At 46.9% G+C, this 16,363-nt stretch carries 12 protein-coding genes and 1 pseudogene; all 13 read left to right on the forward strand.

Annotation, left to right across the window (positions count from 1 at the left end):
* The first annotated feature begins 14 nt into the window (after window positions 1-14).
* The 13 genes and pseudogenes from IEU85_RS00945 (at window position 15) to IEU85_RS01005 (ending at window position 16,298) form a co-directional block, all read left to right on the forward strand.
* Window positions 15-875 carry an exodeoxyribonuclease III gene (locus tag IEU85_RS00945; protein ID WP_188354382.1) on the forward strand — a complete coding sequence of 287 codons (861 nt, stop codon included), beginning with the start codon at window positions 15-17 and terminating at the stop codon, window positions 873-875.
* 167 nt (window positions 876-1,042) lie between these two features.
* Window positions 1,043-1,861, forward strand: coding sequence for a DUF3710 domain-containing protein (locus IEU85_RS00950; RefSeq protein ID WP_188354956.1), 819 nt, complete (start codon window positions 1,043-1,045; stop codon window positions 1,859-1,861).
* Between the two features lie 363 nt (window positions 1,862-2,224).
* Window positions 2,225-2,857, forward strand: coding sequence for a DUF3159 domain-containing protein (locus IEU85_RS00955; protein WP_229714722.1), 633 nt, complete (start codon window positions 2,225-2,227; stop codon window positions 2,855-2,857).
* Complete coding sequence (locus IEU85_RS00960; RefSeq protein WP_188354384.1) at window positions 2,848-4,158, forward strand: class I SAM-dependent RNA methyltransferase; 1,311 nt, start codon at window positions 2,848-2,850, stop codon at window positions 4,156-4,158. The genes IEU85_RS00955 and IEU85_RS00960 overlap by 10 nt, the downstream gene beginning before the upstream one ends.
* A gap of 647 nt (window positions 4,159-4,805) precedes the next feature.
* Window positions 4,806-7,208, forward strand: coding sequence for a hypothetical protein (locus IEU85_RS00965; RefSeq protein ID WP_188354385.1), 2,403 nt, complete (start codon window positions 4,806-4,808; stop codon window positions 7,206-7,208).
* Window positions 7,209-7,471: 263 nt separating this feature from the next.
* Window positions 7,472-7,768 carry an alpha/beta hydrolase gene (locus IEU85_RS00970; protein ID WP_229714750.1) on the forward strand — a complete coding sequence of 99 codons (297 nt, stop codon included), beginning with the start codon at window positions 7,472-7,474 and terminating at the stop codon, window positions 7,766-7,768.
* A gap of 244 nt (window positions 7,769-8,012) precedes the next feature.
* Window positions 8,013-8,483, forward strand: a pseudogene (locus IEU85_RS00975) (cyclophilin-like fold protein).
* A gap of 812 nt (window positions 8,484-9,295) precedes the next feature.
* Window positions 9,296-11,152, forward strand: coding sequence for a heavy metal translocating P-type ATPase (locus IEU85_RS00980; RefSeq protein WP_188354386.1), 1,857 nt, complete (start codon window positions 9,296-9,298; stop codon window positions 11,150-11,152).
* Window positions 11,153-11,241: 89 nt separating this feature from the next.
* Window positions 11,242-11,469 (forward strand): heavy-metal-associated domain-containing protein, encoded by a 228-nt coding sequence (locus IEU85_RS00985; protein ID WP_188354387.1) that lies wholly within the window; start codon window positions 11,242-11,244, stop codon window positions 11,467-11,469.
* 46 nt (window positions 11,470-11,515) lie between these two features.
* Window positions 11,516-11,797 carry an iron-sulfur cluster repair di-iron protein, ric gene (locus IEU85_RS00990; RefSeq protein ID WP_188354388.1) on the forward strand — a complete coding sequence of 94 codons (282 nt, stop codon included), beginning with the start codon at window positions 11,516-11,518 and terminating at the stop codon, window positions 11,795-11,797.
* Window positions 11,798-11,821: 24 nt separating this feature from the next.
* Window positions 11,822-12,472 carry a Crp/Fnr family transcriptional regulator gene (locus tag IEU85_RS00995; protein WP_188354389.1) on the forward strand — a complete coding sequence of 217 codons (651 nt, stop codon included), beginning with the start codon at window positions 11,822-11,824 and terminating at the stop codon, window positions 12,470-12,472.
* 389 nt (window positions 12,473-12,861) lie between these two features.
* The gene (locus IEU85_RS01000) at window positions 12,862-13,518 is read left to right on the forward strand and encodes a substrate-binding domain-containing protein (RefSeq protein WP_188354390.1); all 657 of its coding nucleotides are present in this window, start codon (window positions 12,862-12,864) and stop codon (window positions 13,516-13,518) included.
* A gap of 152 nt (window positions 13,519-13,670) precedes the next feature.
* The gene (locus IEU85_RS01005) at window positions 13,671-16,298 is read left to right on the forward strand and encodes an HAD-IC family P-type ATPase (protein ID WP_229714668.1); all 2,628 of its coding nucleotides are present in this window, start codon (window positions 13,671-13,673) and stop codon (window positions 16,296-16,298) included.
* The last annotated feature ends 65 nt before the right edge of the window (window positions 16,299-16,363 follow it).

Raw genomic sequence — 16,363 nt, forward strand, 5'->3', positions numbered from 1 at the left:
TTAGACTTAAGTTCATGAGTATTTCCATTACTACAGCGAATTTGAACGGTATTCGTGCAGCGAATAGAAAACATGTGGGACAGTGGGTTAGTGAACATACGCCAAATATTTGGTGTATGCAGGAGGTGCGTGCTCCACAGAGTGAAATTGATCCAATTCTTGATGATTTTGCCTCTCGCTATGTTGCTGCTGGCGCAATTGAGCAAGAAGATCAATTAACGCGTATGAATGAAGTCTGTCGCATTAAAGGTAGAGCAGGAGTGGCATTGCTGTCTACGCTACCAGTAGTGGATATGCGTTATGGACTTGGTGATTTACACGAGGATGTGGATTCCGGTCGATGGATTGAAGCCGATATTCAAACCCCTGAAGGTTACACTATTACGGTAGTTTGCGTGTATGTGCATGCGGGCAATGTTGATGATGAAGTGAAGATGACACAAAAGTATCGCTTCCTTGATGCGATGGTTGTGCGTATGCGTGAGCTTAGGGATATTGCTGCAAACGGTGGTAATCAGGCTGTATTATGTGGCGATTTTAATATTGCTCATACGCCAATAGATATTAAAAATGCAAAATCCAATGAAAAGAATTCTGGTTTCTTGCCACAAGAGCGTGCTTATATTGACCGCTGGCTTGATGAGCTGGAATTTGTTGATGTGATGCGTAATTTGGCAGGAGATATTCAAGGACCGTATACGTGGTGGTCACAGCGTGGTCGTGCGTTTGATAATAATACCGGTTGGAGAATTGACTACCAGTTCGCTACCCCTGAACTTGCTGAGGCAGCACGTGGATGGCGTATTGATAAAGCGCCAAGTTATGATATGCGCTGGTCGGATCATGCTCCGCTGACTATTGAATACCAAGTATAGAGTTTTACTTTGAACCAAGTTGTGTTGGGCTTTGAGTAGACGGCATTGAGTACATCTGTAACCGGTACAGGGTAGTGTAGTAGCGGTTACAGTAGTATGTATAGGCAATACTTTGTATAAATACTTTGTATAGGCAATACATACGCCCATATATGTAAGGAGACATGATGGGATTCTTTGGCTTTGGTCGTAAGGCGAAGAAAGAGCAGGCAGCACTCGATGACGAGCATGCTGGTGAAGTAGCTGAGCAAGAGACAGCAGAAACTACGCAGGATACGGCAGATAATGCAAATGCTGCAAACGCTGATGACGTGCGAGGTCAAGATTGTGGACCATGGGATGTTGATGATGACAATATTCCAAATTACGACGACTATCTAGATATTGGAGCATTGTATTTACCATATCTCGATGGCATTTCCCTTAGACTAAAAGTCAATCAAGATGATGGTTCTGTTGTTGGAGCTAATGTTTCTGTCAACGGTGCATCATTGGAATTAGAGGCTTTTGCAGCTCCAAAATCACAAGGTCTTTGGGACGGAGTGCGTGCAGATTTACTCGCTGCTAATCCTGAGGCTGAAGAAGTTGATGGCACCTTTGGTAAGGAACTGATGCTTCCAGTTCACGTCGGTAAGCATACTGTGATGACTCGAGTAGTTGGTATCGATGGGCCACGATGGATGCTCAGAGGTATTTTCTCTGGTGAAGCAGTTCATGATGGCGAAATGAAGGACACTTTTGACCAATATTTCAAGGATGTAGTAGTAGAGCGCGGTGAGGAACCATTAGCCCCACGCGATCTGTTGCCAATGCATGGTCCTATCACTCCTTCACAGCGTCGTAAGCTGGCTCAAGCTCAAGCAGCAGAGCAAGAAAGCGAGGATGCAACAATCCCAGGTCAGCCAGACGGACCATTAACACCAATGCAGCAGGTAGAAACGCAAACTACTTTGAAGCGTGGTCCACTCTTCTCCGAGGTTCGCTAAATACCGATAACACGAAGTATCATGTGCATTCAGCATGGAGCTTTGCTCCAACTACTGCACAAGTGCTATGGGAATGTGAACTCGTAATTCGTGGCATTGAAGCGCATAAGTAGCCTACTCGAAGGTCTCGGGTAGGCTATTGTTGAATTCGTAGTGTAATGGAGTAAATGAAGTATGGCGCACACCCAAGCAGAGCATCAAGCCAGTAATACCCAAGACGGTAATACCCAGTCGGTGACTGGTCAATCTCAGCAGACTGATGAGGCTCAACAAGCTAGTCAGGCTGATCAAACTACTCAATTAAAGGGTAGTGCGACACCACGAGCTGGTCTAGCAAGTCTGGCTAATGATGACTTTACGGTAATGCAGGCTATTGGCGGGCCTCGAGGAATTGTGGAATCGATTTTGCCCGGTCTTGTGTTTGTGGTGCTTTTTGTAGTGACACATAATGTGTTGATTACTGTTGCTGTTTCTGCAGTACTCGCGGTATTACAGCTTATTGCACGCCTTATTCAACGACAGTCTGTGACGGGAGCACTTACTGGTCTACTTGCTGTCGGTATTTGCTTGGTTTGGGCATGGTTAAGTCATGATGCTCGAAACTATTATGTTCCCGGGTTTATTGTTAATGCGTTTTGGATTGTAGTGCTTAGTATTTCGCTTATTGCGCGAATTCCAGGGCTGGGTGTGTTAGTGCAATGGGTGTCGCATCCAGTTACTGAGCATTTTTCTGCGTGGCTACATGATTGGCGTGATGATAAGCCACTGTGGCGTGCTTATATGCAAACCACAGTATTGTGGGTTGCTGTATTTACCTTACGACTGGCAGTGCAAGTGCCGGCTTATCTGATGGGTAGCGTTGGCTGGCTTGGAACATTGCGCCTCATTATGGGAGTGCCATTATTTGCGTTGGTAGTGTGGGTTTCTTGGTTGATTATTGCTACACCATTGCATAACCACAAAGCATCAGCGCATAAGGAGTTGTCGTGCAATTAGAAGTACGTATTGAACGGTATGCCGATCAGGGCAGGTGTGTAGCACATATTGACGGTCGTGTAGTATTTGTGCGTTTCGCGCTCCCCGGCGAGCTGGTAGAAATTGAGTTGGATGAACCGCATAATCGCAAAAATCGTTTTGCTACAGGGGAAGTAGTTCGAGTTATTGAGCCAAGTCCGTATAGGGTTGACCCTGTGTGGCAGCTAGCTGGACCTGCAGCGTTAGGCGGCGGTGGCGTAGGTGGCGCTGATCTCATTCACGTATCGTTACCCGGTCAAATTGAGTGGAAAAGCACGATGGTACGTGAGCAAATGGAGCGGCTTGGTAAAGTCACTCTTGATACTGTGCCAGTCACTCGACTTGACTGTGATACTAAGACGCAAGGATTATACTGGCGTACGCGCATCGAAATGGTGACGAATGGTGAGGGGCGAGTCACTATGCGTAAGCGCGGCACGCATGTGGGTGTGCCAATTGACACCATGCCGTTAGCAAGTAGCGCTTTACTTGAAGTTGCTGAACGTTACCATGTGTTTGACGGCGGTGCGAAGCCTAATGCCCGTGTGCGTCTTGCAGTACCCGAACCGCGTGAGGGACGGTCTATCGAAGATAATTTCGCTTGGATAGTTAACGATAAGCTTATGGCCGGAACTGAGCTGGTTACCGAGCGAGTGAGCGTGCAGGGGCGTGAGTTTACTTACAAAGTACACGCTGGTGGTTTTTGGCAGATGCATCGTATGGCGCCGCTGGTACTAGTGGATTACGTGCTTTCGCTGGTGCAGCAGCAATTGCGTGAGTTACGTAAGTCGAGCGGGGAACGTGCGAAGAATGCGCCGGTACTATGGGAACTTTACTCTGGTTCGGGACTGTTTACGCTTCCGATGGCAGCATTGGCGACGGGCGACGGTACTCAGCCGCGAATTTTTACGGTGGAAGGTGCGCGACCGGCAGTAGAGCAGGCGCGTGCGAACGCTGCCGCAATGGGTTTTGATAGTATCGACGCAAGGATTGGCGATGTTGCGAAAACCTTACGTCACGTACCTCGAGAGTTTGCCCATCCGCAGGTTGTGGTGCTTGACCCGCCTCGAGCAGGTGCTAAAGCTGAAGTTTGTCGTGCGATTGCCGCTTCTGGAGCTGAGTCAGTGGTGTATGTTGCGTGTGACCCAGCAAGTTTGGCGCGTGACACCGCTACATTGCAGGAGCTTGGCTACCGGCTTGAGTCGATTCAAGCCTTCGACATTTACCCGCACACCCACCATGTGGAGACGGTAGCGTTGATGTCAAGGGTCGAAGGAAAATAGCTGCGAAAGCTCGCTAATACTACGGTTTTCGGGCAGTTGGGCAAATTGGGCGCCGAACAGGACAAACGCTTCTCGGCAACTTATCCAAAGAAAAATTTCGAATCAGACAACCGAGGAGGGAATGCCATATTTATCAGGGAATGTTATATATATAGTCTGCGCTGTTCTTTGCTGCATGAGGGAAATCCGAATGTAGATAATGTGCAATTGACTCGAAAAAATGCTTCTTTACAAATTGATTACTTTGTTCTTAAGGTAGAGAAGAAAAAAAGATTTTGACATTTACGCTGATTCAAACGGTATTCCTGACATTTTAGGGCAGCATAGACGCGAGTATACTATGAGTATTAGGTGCTATGTTTAATGATGTGTTGTGTATCAGAAAAGTTTTACAAGGATGATAAATAGAAATTTCAATTTATTTATGAAATTCTTGATTGGGATAAGGCGACGGAACATTTGCCTAAGATTGATATGGCGCTCAGAGCGCGGCATATTCGGGTGGCTTGGGATTCCTTGATATATGTGATGCTGAAGATGCATCAAATGAACAGCTGTTGCAGATGGCAAGAAGAGAGGGATTCAACCTCAGCACATACAGAAAATAGCATTTATCATTTATTATGATGCAAGGAGGCTTTGTTCTTATGGGAAGTAATGAATTGGTAAAAAAGGGTTCCACAGCTGTAGCAACTATAAGTGATCAGAATGCCATATTTAGCGAGGTGCCGGTTGTCAAGTATTCTTTGATAGATCACTCAAAGTATGCTTTTGAATATAAGATCGACGATGGTATCGATGTAAATATGTTTGAGTCTGACAGGACTTTTGGCAGCGATGAATTTGTAGATGCTGAATTTGACGATGCAGTAAATGAGAAAGACTATTCATATTATGTCGTTGCGGTTGCAAGTGGAATAGTTACCGGTTTGTTCAGCCAGCTTAAGCTATCTGCTGAAGCTCTTGAGAAAATTAACGACTGGAAGAACAAGGACTGGGAGAAATATATCACCATAGCTGCCAAGATGGCAGGTTATAAGAAGACTGGTTATAAAGGCGCATCTGCTTTCATGAAGGACAGATTTGTTCCATTTGTTGAGGAGAATCTTAACATAGAAGTACAGGCAGGTATAGAGGAATGGCTAAACATATTATCAAACCATCCTTCTGTTGCGGGATTTGTATTTTCTATGTTTACACAGTTTAGTGGTAACAGATATAAGTTCGGCGATAAAGGTATTATTGCGGAAAAGGCACCGGATTACTATGCCATTGGAAGAAATACAACGGAGAAGCTTACATACGGTTTCTTATACTGGGTATTTAGTCTTGCTGTTGATGCAGCCATATCAAAGAGAGCGCTCATAGATGATTTAAATCTTCCTAAGGAAGTACTAAAGCTTCTTAAGGAGTTATATAAACTGCCTGTATTTAAGAATATTTCTAAGAACTTTGAAGAGGCAGAAAAACTATATTCATCATGGCTGATTAAGCTGTTTGAAAACAGCAGATTTACAGATGAAAACGGTCAGGAGCGGACTTTTAATTTAGAAGAAGAGATTGCAAACCTGGGGTCTGTAGGAACTGTTGTTTTTGAAAAAAGTTTTCCCATACTCATAAATGAGTGTCTGGTAAGGGGCTTTTATGTAGTAAAGAAGCTTGCTATTGAAATCAAAGAAAAAGAAATAAGATCTTTTGAGGAGCTGGATAAAGCGGATGTAGTCAATATCATTCCGTTTAATAACAGGCTGATTTCAAGGATGGTTCTGATATCAAGCGGATGTTTTGTAGGGATAAATGTTGCCGGGGCTACATTAAAAGCTGTCTTAAACAAAGATAAGAAGAGCGGCAAGTTTGCAGGAACATTGCTTGCAGATGTAGACATTGCAGGAGTAGGAAGATTTATATTTGCCTGTGTGGCTGACAGTAAGTATTGGAGTGATGACATAAAAGTATTCTTCCAGAGAAAAGCCAAAAATAAATCAAACATAAATGAAACTGAGGCAGAGGAAAGGATAGCAGAGGATATGATGTCAAATGATTGCTTTAACGTCTTTTCTTTAACTCCGGCACAGACAAGGGCTTTATATTCTCTTGAATCGATAGCTATCACAAAAGATATCGAACATACTGATAAGGAAGATATCAAAGAAAAGAAAAAGCTGTGGCTTGAAACATGGCAGCAGAATGTCCTGGCAGGAATGGAAATTGATGGCGGGGACTATTTTGTGACAGATGAAAAGGGCATATATGATGCTATCTACTCTTTACCTGATACAGAAGAAAACCGCAGATGGTTCTATCTTCTTACCTGTGAACTGGTTGTGTTTAAGCCATATTATCCTCTTGGCTCAAAAAATGATGGAGCCTTTAAGGGGCTCGGAAAAGGTAAGTACGATTATATCGATGATCAGTTTGCACGCAGACAGACTATTGTAAATCAGACTGAGATTAATGCAATCAGGGAAGCATATAAAAAATACGAGGCTGTTATCAGCGGAAGTACGCAGAATAAGATCATAGCTGCTGGAATTGTAGCTATTACGGCCGTAGCTACAGGGGGTCTGGCATTTGCTTTCGCTCCCGGTATAGCAACTCTCATTGCTGGTGAAGCAGTAGTTGGACTGCATGGAGCAGCACTTACAAGTGCCAGCTTGGCTTTTGTGGGTGGTGGATCGCTTGCTGCCGGAGGGCTTGGTATGGCAGGAGGAACAGCTATTATAACAGGTGGAGGAGCGTTGCTTGGAATAGCCGGTTCCGGAAGTGCATCTATGGCAGCTATTCTATCCCAAACCAATAGTGGATACTGGCTCAGGCAGACTGTAAAACTGCTCGTATTTAGTAAATGTGCTCTGAAAGATGCACTTAATGATGTAGATGCCATAAAGAAACTATCATCTGAAACCAGCCTTACAATTAAGAAAGTTGAAGCCAATATAAAAGAGCTTGAAGATGAAAAATGCTCGCTGGATAAGGATGCAATAAAGAACTCAAAAGAGTGTCTTAAATACTTGGGTAAGTGCAAGGCTGAGCTGGATAAATTGCTTTAAGTAAGTGCAAGGTTGCAGAGGTAGATATTCGGGTTATAGGCCAAAATGTGTGTCCGGTGCTGGGTCAGTCGGGGCGCCGTGGTATTCGGTTGGGGTGTGGAATTCGTCCCAGTCGATGCCGGTGCCGTATCGCATCGGGATCACGGTCGTCTGCCATGCACCCAGCGGGCTGTGTTCCTGGGCTTCCCGGTAGATCGCCTTGATCCGCCGCACCAGGGACAGGCCCCGGTGCCGCAGCGGCAAGTCGCGGATGCGTGCGTTCCTTGAACTCCAATGGAGGGTGGAATGTCGTCGGCTGCGAGTCTTTACTAAATCAGCCAATCCTTCAGTACAGCAATGAAATTCGCTCCGCTGTCCTGATCGTTCACGGAGAGAAGGCACACTCCTGTTATTTCAGCCGGGATGCCTACGCCAACATGGTAAAGGACAGTAAATACACGGACAACAAGGAACTGATGATCATTCCGGATGCAGTTCATACGGACCTCTATGACGGTGGCGGTAAGGATGCGATCCCCTTTGAGAAGCTGCAGAGCTTCTTTGAGGAATATCTGAAATGAAAATCATGGGATGAGAGAGAAATGCAGAATGGCTGGGAAAACGGATATCAACTTGTCCGGCGGCTGGTTTGCGATCCTCTACGGCGGTGAAGAACAGTCGGCGTCCTATCGCAGGTGATTGTGGCTCCATCTAACGGAGGAAGGCAATCAGTTGATCCAGATGCTTCCCCAACAGGCCACATTCCAGTTGTCTCTAGAAGAACTCTACAGGAGGTAAGCTGCATTGAGAAAACCGGCTATTCTGATGGCTTCTATATTGCTCGTCCTTTCGGGATGTGCGGCGCAAAAGAGTATCTCTACGGAGCCTCAAACGATATCTTCCCAAATAGAGAGTGTGATACCGGTAGAACCGTCCGATGAAGAAAAGCAGAAAGCAGAGGATACCATGCGATTATTGATCGGTGAAATAGAGGTTCCCGTAACTTGGGAAAACAATGCGTCTGTAGAGGAGCTGAAGGAATTAAGCCCTGTTACAATTCAGATGTCGATGTACGGCGGCTTTGAGCAGGTCGGTTCGATTGGGTAGAGCATCGTGCGGAATGATGTACAGACCGAAACAAGCTATGGAGATATCGTTCTTTACTCCGGAAATCAGATCGTGATCTTCTACGGTTCCAATTCCTGGGCCTATACCAGGCTGGGACATGTTGATCTGTCGCAGCAGGAAATGAGAGAGATGCTTGGTATCGGAGATGTTGCGATTACATTAGAATAATCTACGAATAATGGCAGGAACAAGGCTGCGCTGTTGAAAAGATATCAACAACGCAGCCTATTTTTCATGACAATGGCCTTTCCTTGATTGATTTTGCAGCAAATGGGACATTTCACGTCATATGCTCTCAAATTCCAGACACCACCTCTCAACGGGTTCACCCAAGTGCTTTGATGACATGCTTTGCCCTGATTTGAACCGGACGGCAAGGTGGTCGTCGTGAACGGTGATCCACCGGATCCCAAGTTGACGGCATACTGGGCCTAGACCTTGATCATAAACCGATTGGGCAGGGGAGGGCATGTTGAGACGATGGCCTCCCTCCAGCCCGCCGTATTATAGGTAAAAAAGCATGTGGACCAGTTCCCTCAAACGGAGAGCACCTGTAAAAGCGCCGTTTTTGGCTTTGAGCAGTTCCCGCGAACGGACGGAAATGTGTACGGAATCCAGACATTCAGGTGCTTGTATCATGCCATGTTGAGACGGTGGCCGTGCTGACGAAAGAATAACTTAGTCGGTCGACTGACCAAGATAAGCGACTAAGTTACCGACTAAGATAAAGAAGAGTCCCTTCATGTTTAAGCGTGAAGGGACTTTTTTGTCCCATTATTTGCGCTTTCGTGCAAAATCGGGAAGAATCTGACCAAGTATTGCGCCGACTGAAACTAAGCCATTCAGAGGATCAAATTCCCCTGGGTGGCTATTTTCGTAAAAAAAATTTTTGCAAAAATCCCGATCTTGATAGAAATCATTTGGGGAAACATGTTTTCCCGGTATATTAAAAGCCTCAAAGCAAGGAGGTCAAAAGATCAATGCAAAAATGGTTAATGAAAAATCGCAACCGGCTGACGGCCGCTACGGGCATCTTAATCATCCTGGCCTTTGCCGCAAAATGGTTATTTAAAAGTGAAACAGCAGAGTCTGGCCTGCTCCTGGCCGCCTCCCTCATCGGCGGCTTCCCGATCGCCGCATCCGCTTGGCAGGCCCTGAAAGTCAAAGTCATCAGTATCGACTTGCTGGTGACCCTGGCCATCTTAGGTGCCTTCATCATCCAGGAATTCGAAGAATCCGCCATCGTGGCCTTCCTCTTCTTGTTTGGGGCTTACCTTGAACAAAAAACTCTGGCCAAGACCCGGTCAGCCATCAAGGAACTGGTGGAGATGGTGCCAGAAACCGCCCTTCGGCAAACTGAAGACGGCGACTTTGAAGAAGTTGACTTAGACGACCTGGACGAAGGGGACATCCTTTTGGTCAAGACCGGCGGCAAGATCCCGGTTGACGGGGAAGTCGTCTCCGGTTCCGGGACGGCCAACGAAGCCAGCATTACCGGTGAGTCCATGCCTTTAGGCAAAAAGCCCGGTGACCCGGTCTATGCCGGTACTATTTTGGAAAACGGGACCATCCGGATCAAGGCGGAAAAAGTCGGGGATGAAACGACTTTTGGCAAGATCATCGAACTGGTCGAAGAAGCCCAGGACTCCAAGTCCCAGGCTGAGCGTCTCATTGACCGCTTCTCCAAGTACTACACCCCAGTCGTCCTGCTCCTGGCCATTATTGTTGGCATTATCAGCCAAGACCTGGAACTGGCTGTAACCATCCTGGTTCTCGGCTGCCCAGGCGCCTTGGTTATCGGGGTTCCGGTCTCCAACGTGGCCGGGATCGGGAACGGGGCCAAGCAGGGGATCCTTTTTAAAGGCAGTGAAGTCATAACCAAGTTCAGCAAGGTCGACACGATCATGTTCGACAAGACCGGGACCTTGACTTACGGCGACCCCCGGGTCAGCCAGGTGAAAAAGTACGGCCAGGGACAGCTGGCTGAACAGCTTTTGGTCAGCGTGGAAAAAGAATCTGCCCACCCTTTGGCGAAAGCTATCACTGGCTACTATGAAGACCTAGAAGCTAAAGAAGTTGAAGCTTCCCAGGTCCTCCAGGGCGGCGGGATCGTTGCTCAAGTAGCTGGCCAGCAGGTCCTGGTCGGCAACCGCTACCTGCTTGACCAGTACCATGTCCCAGTCACAAAAGAAATGAAAAGGGACATGGAAGAGCTGGCAAGTGCTGGTAATTCCCTGGTTCTGGTGGCTGTTAACAGACAGCTGGAACTTGCTTTAGGCTTAAAGGATGAGATCCGGGCCGGGGTCAAGGAAGACCTGGCTGCTTTAAAGAAGCTGGGCGTTAAGAACCTGCTCCTCTTGTCCGGGGACAACCAGAAGACGGTTGACCTAGTAGCGGAAGAACTGGGCCTCACTGAGGCATATGGTCAGCTTTTGCCAGAAGACAAGGCCGAATTTGTCAAAAAGCGGCAGGCAGCCGGTGAAATCGTGGCCTTTGTCGGCGACGGGATCAACGACAGTCCGTCACTGGCCCGTGCAGATATCGGGATTGCCATGGGCAGCGGGACTGACGTGGCAATTGAGACTTCAAACGTGGTCCTCATGAACGGCAGCTTTGACCGGATTCCGCGGTCCCTGGCCCTAGCTAAGGCCACCCGGCGGAACATGATTGAGAACATCACCATCGCCCTGGCTGTCGTAGCCGTCCTGCTGGTCAGCGTGTTAGCCAGCTCATGGATGAACATGGCCATCGGGATGTTTGTCCACGAAGGCAGTATCCTCGTTGTAATCTTAAACGCCATGCGCCTTCTGGCCTACCGGTCAAAATTACAAAAATAGCGAAACTTGATAGAAAACAATGTTTCGCAAGCAGCAGGCCCGTATACTAAGGGCATCGAAAGCATCCAATAGAAAAAGGACAAGAAATCATGCAAAAAGCAATTTTACAACTTGAAACATTGGCCTGCCCGACCTGCATGCAGAAGATCGCAGGGGCGATCGCCGATGTCGACGGGGTTGAAAAGACCAGCGTCAAGGTCCTCTTCAACGCAAGCAAGGCCAAGGCCAACTTCGACCCGGAAAAAACCAATGTGGACACGATCACTCAAGCCGTGAAGAATATCGGCTATGACGTCTTGAAGGCCAGCGCTAAATAAGAGAAAAGCAAAAAAGAAAAACGACTAATCAAGAAAAAGGAGAAAAATGATGATCAAGGAATTTTTTACCAAGAACGATGAAATGTTAGACTTATATACGAAGGCAATTACCAAGGCCCACGGCTCCCACCACCCGGAAGTTTTTGAAGTCCGCAAGGTTTATGAAGACATCCAAAAGAAGGTGAAAGCAGGCCAGGAAGACTTGACTGCCGACTTCAGCAAGCTGCGGTCCTTGACCGCGGATTACGCCATTCCGGCCGACGCCTGCGGTGCGATGACTAAGACCTATCAGACCCTGGAAGAATTCGACCACTTGGTCTTGGGCTAATTTTTACCAGCAGAGGAGAGCAAAGTGCAGCATACGTGTGTCAGCCTGGTTCCCTTATTCATGGACCTGCCAGAAAAAGACCAGCTTAAGATCAATTCCCTGGCCATCCACCGGCGGTATCAAAAAGGTGAGACGATTTTTCAGCCAGGGGATGAAAAGCTGCAAATCGTGGCCCGGGGAAACATGAAGGTTTACCAGCTGACCTCCAGCGGCCGTGAGCAGCTGCTCCGGGTTGCCCAGCCGGGTGACTATGAAGGGGAAAAGCAGCTTTTTGGCCTGGAAAACGACAGCTTCTTCGGCCAGGCCATGGAGAATACGGAAATCTGCAGCTTGAGCAAGGCCGACTTCAACCGGGTCCTCCTAGAAAATCCCCAGCTCTCCCTCAAACTGCTGGAACTAAGCACCCAGAAGCTGCTGGCCACGGAAAGGCAGACCCAGTTCCTGGCCATGGAGCGGGTCGAAGAAAGGCTGGCCAGCTACCTGCTCGACTTGGCTAAAGTGGCTGGAAGCGACCAGGTCCAGCTGTCCATGAAGATGAAAGATATCGCCTTCTACTTGGGAACTACTCCCGAAACCCTCTCCCGCAAATTCAAACTCCTCGAAAAAATGGGCTATCTGAAAAGGACAGGCAAACAGGTGAAAATCCTTGATGAAGATGGTCTGCTGGACTTGTAATAGACAAGAAAAATCTCCCTCTAGATTACTAGGAGGAGATTTTTTTACTATCGAAAAAGAAAGATGAAGACGGCTTAGTGCAAGGCGGTTACAAAAGTGATCAGGCCGAAGATAATGCCAGGGACATTGGCAATAAAGACCGGCCAGTCCTTGTACTTCTGCAAAAGGGCGTAGCTGCACCAAAAGGAGCTGTTGAAGGATATATCGTGATGACGTTTTCGGACAAATCCAATAGTCGGTATCAGCGTTATAGAGTATTACAGGAAGCTTTTCCGATTTTATCCGGTGTTACATACCTACCGACTAAGATGCGACTAAGTAAGGGTAATAGGTCAAAACTGAAGTATATGCAACTGCTGTATGTACAATATGGAGTTTGAGGATAGAGCATGAAAATAGTGCATCATTTGCATATCACTATATGCCGTGTAATAGCAGGTGCTCTCAGTGTATGCTTGCTTATTGGTGTTGGTGGCTGCAGTCAAGAACAGCTTTGGCCGAAAGTTGCACAAGAGTCTGCAATTGGAGATACACCGCATCTTGAGCCATATCCTGCACATGATGGTGTTGATTTTAGTGATATGCAAGTTGCGATTATTGCGCACTCAAGCGAACACCAAGATACTGATCGGCGCAGTGCATTCATTGAATCTGCCGTCAACATTCAGGATATGAAAGCTATTGTCATGCAATCGCATGGTGATGCTGGCGGTCAGCAGCGGCTTGTACAAGATGCTATAACTCGAGGAGTAAGCGCTATTATTCTTGCATACGATAGTGCTCAAGGTTGGGATGATACTTTAGCAAAAGCCCGCGCTGCTGGGATTCCAGTTATTTTGCATGAAGAGTATGCGCAAAAGGGTGAAGAAATAGATCAATACATTGCAAATAAACTCTATGCTGCAAGGATTGTATGGCAGGAAAGTCACCAGTCAACTACTGCTGACCAAGCAAAAACACAACTTGCACAGACCATTGCCGATGTAATCAATAACGAGCCTCATGCTCGAACACTTACCTTAGATACTGCTTGGTTAAGCGAATAAAGGCTATGCGTACAAGTGCAGTCAAGTAATGCTGGTAAAGGCAAAGAAGTATTCGGTAAGTATTTCACGAAGCTTCACCTAACCTCATACTACAAACCCGATATTCATGTAGACTACATGTAGTTGATATGCGGTTAAGGCATGGGGGTGCCATGGACACAGAACAATCGTTGCCACAAGTAGCCACAATTGGTCTCACCTCGGCGCAAGTACAAGAAAAAGTACGAGCAGGTCAAAGCAATATTGTGCAAAATCGTTCCACGCGCACACTCGGGCAAATTATTACAGCGAATGTATTCACCTTATTTAATGGCATTGTGCTCACTGCGATGGTGCTAGTACTACTGACCGGTCAGTGGAAAGACTCCGTATTTGGATTCGTTATTATTATCAACACGGGAATTGGCATTATTACTGAGCTTAAAGCCAAGCGCACTCTGGATAAACTCGCTATTTTAGTGGCTGCACAATATACTGTGCGACGGGATGGTCATGATATCGAAGTTGCCAGTGAAGATATCGTACTTGGCGATACTCTGTGGATTCGTGCAGGGCAGCAGGTTCCAGCTGATACGCGCATTGAACAAACCTGGGGGTTAGAGCTGGATGAATCCATGCTCACTGGTGAATCAAATACTATTCGTAAAGGTGTAGGAGATATTGCTCACTCCGGTTCAACAGCAGTGTCTGGATTAGCTATAGGTACAGTTCATGCGGTTGGAGAGCATAGTTATGCAGCAAAACTTACTGCACAAGCAAAGGTATATCAGCGTACACATTCTGATCTGGTAACCGGAATCAATACCATCTTAAAGTGGATGACGGTAGTAGTGGTTCCATTATGCGCGTTGCTGGTATGGACACAGATTCGTACGGTTGGCGGTTGGGATATTGCCATACAAACTGGCGCTTGGAAGCAGGCAGTAGTCTCTTCGGTTGCTGGTGTCGTTGGAATGATTCCAGAAGGTCTGGTTTTACTGACATCACTTAATTTTGCTGTTGCTGCCATGCGTCTTGCCCGTCATAATACGCTGGTTCAAGAATTAGAAGCAGTAGAAACGCTCGCGCGTGTAGATGCGCTGAATCTTGATAAAACAGGTACGCTTACGGATGGTGGTATTGCATTAGAACGTGTGACACTGCTTGACGATGTATCGCTTAATGCAACCGAACTTTCAAAACATGGTGCACAACAAAATAGTGAACATAGTGCTTTTAGTACCTATAGTGCAAGCCAAGTTTACCAAGTATTATTTGATATCAGTAATGAGGGGCAGCCCAATAGTACAGCGCAAGCGCTACTCGCTTCGCTCCGTGAGCAAGGCTATGCGGGGCGCGAACCATTGGCTCGAATTCCATTTTCTTCTGCGCGAAAGTGGAGTGCGATTATTACCGATGCAGTTATGCAAAACGAGCCAAAGAGTCCCGTGCTATGGATTATGGGAGCTCCTGAAGTTGTGCTTGCACAGGAGGCTGAGCGATATCAAGCACTATTAGCACAAGTTGGTAGTCTTGCCGATGCAGGTTCACGTGTGCTTATTCTTGCAGCAGTGCCATTGCAACAGCTCAATCAGCACCAACAGCAGCAGGATGCAGCGCAAGATACTTCACAAAATAATGCTACTCAAGATAATGCGATGCGCCATACAATAGATGCATTCGTAGATCAGCCATCATTACCTGCGCAGATCACGCCTATTGCGCTGGTAACATGTGCAGAGCGTATTCGTGAAGATGCCAAAGACACGCTTGCATGGTTTAGAGAGCAAGGTGTGCGATGCCGTGTTATTTCTGGTGATAATCCACGTACAGTAGCAGCCATTGCTCGAAAAGTTGCTTTAACAGGTGAGCGTGAACCCATTGCCATGGATGCGCGAGAACTTCCAGATGTCCAAAATATTGAGGCACTTGCTGAAGTATTAGAACATGTTGATGTGTTAGGGCGTGTGCTGCCTGAACAAAAACGCGCTATAGTGCAAGCCTTACATTCGCGAGGATCGGTTGTTGCAATGACCGGCGATGGCGTTAATGACGCATTGGCATTAAAAGAGGCTGACCTAGGTATTGCTATGGGCAATGCTGCGCCCGCCACCAAAGCCGTGGCACAAGTTGTGCTTGTCGATTCACTGTTCTCACATATGCCTGATGTTGTTGCACGAGGCAGGCAAGTGATGGCCAATATGGAACGCGTGGCAAGCCTATTCTTAGTAAAAACCGTGTATTCTGCGCTGATTTCCTTAGCTATGGTATTGCTGCAATTACCATTTCCGTACTTACCACGGCATATTACCTATGTTGGCGCATTAACCATCGGCATGCCTGCATTTATTCTGGCACTTGCTCCAAATACAAGGCGTTACATCCCAGGATTCTTGGGGAGAGTTATTCGCTTTGCACTCCCGGGAGGTATAGCGATTGCTATAAGCATTGTACTTACAACGCTAATTGTGCCACAGGTACTTGGTCTTGATGTCTTTACTGCAGGTGATTTAGCACAGTTGCGCTCGCTATGTGCCATAATTTTATTTGCTCTTGGTGTGCTCGTATTAGCACGAGTGGCACGACCGTTGCGTTCTTGGCGAGGTTGGCTGGTTCTCGCATTTGCGCTTGCTGGAGTAATTGGCGTGTGTATTCCGTTTATTGCCAGGTTCTTTGCTTTTATTCCTCCAACAGGTTCTGCAATGTGGGTGGCTATAGCATGTACGGGGTGCGCATTCGGAATTTTTGCGTTATGCATGTGGGTATTCCACAAATTGGGCGGATTGTCTCATACTAAGTGAAAACACGCTAGAAATATAAATACGCTATACCTTGGTAGTGTCCAATTTCTGATGCGCTTTCGCAG

The sequence above is a fragment of the Galliscardovia ingluviei genome (genome assembly GCF_014635685.1).
In the GTDB taxonomy this organism is placed as follows: Bacteria; Actinomycetota; Actinomycetes; order Actinomycetales; family Bifidobacteriaceae; genus Galliscardovia; species Galliscardovia ingluviei.

What these genes read in the sequence shown, in the direction of transcription:
- IEU85_RS00945 (WP_188354382.1), top strand. Translation starts at nt 15, where the DNA reads ATGAGTATTTCCATTACTACAGCGAATTTGAACGGTATTCGTGCAGCG.
- IEU85_RS00950 (WP_188354956.1), top strand. Translation starts at nt 1,043, where the DNA reads ATGGGATTCTTTGGCTTTGGTCGTAAGGCGAAGAAAGAGCAGGCAGCA.
- IEU85_RS00955 (WP_229714722.1), top strand. Translation starts at nt 2,225, where the DNA reads ATGCAGGCTATTGGCGGGCCTCGAGGAATTGTGGAATCGATTTTGCCC.
- IEU85_RS00965 (WP_188354385.1), top strand. Translation starts at nt 4,806, where the DNA reads ATGGGAAGTAATGAATTGGTAAAAAAGGGTTCCACAGCTGTAGCAACT.
- IEU85_RS00980 (WP_188354386.1), top strand. Translation starts at nt 9,296, where the DNA reads ATGCAAAAATGGTTAATGAAAAATCGCAACCGGCTGACGGCCGCTACG.
- IEU85_RS00985 (WP_188354387.1), top strand. Translation starts at nt 11,242, where the DNA reads ATGCAAAAAGCAATTTTACAACTTGAAACATTGGCCTGCCCGACCTGC.
- IEU85_RS00990 (WP_188354388.1), top strand. Translation starts at nt 11,516, where the DNA reads ATGATGATCAAGGAATTTTTTACCAAGAACGATGAAATGTTAGACTTA.
- IEU85_RS01000 (WP_188354390.1), top strand. Translation starts at nt 12,862, where the DNA reads ATGAAAATAGTGCATCATTTGCATATCACTATATGCCGTGTAATAGCA.
- IEU85_RS01005 (WP_229714668.1), top strand. Translation starts at nt 13,671, where the DNA reads ATGGACACAGAACAATCGTTGCCACAAGTAGCCACAATTGGTCTCACC.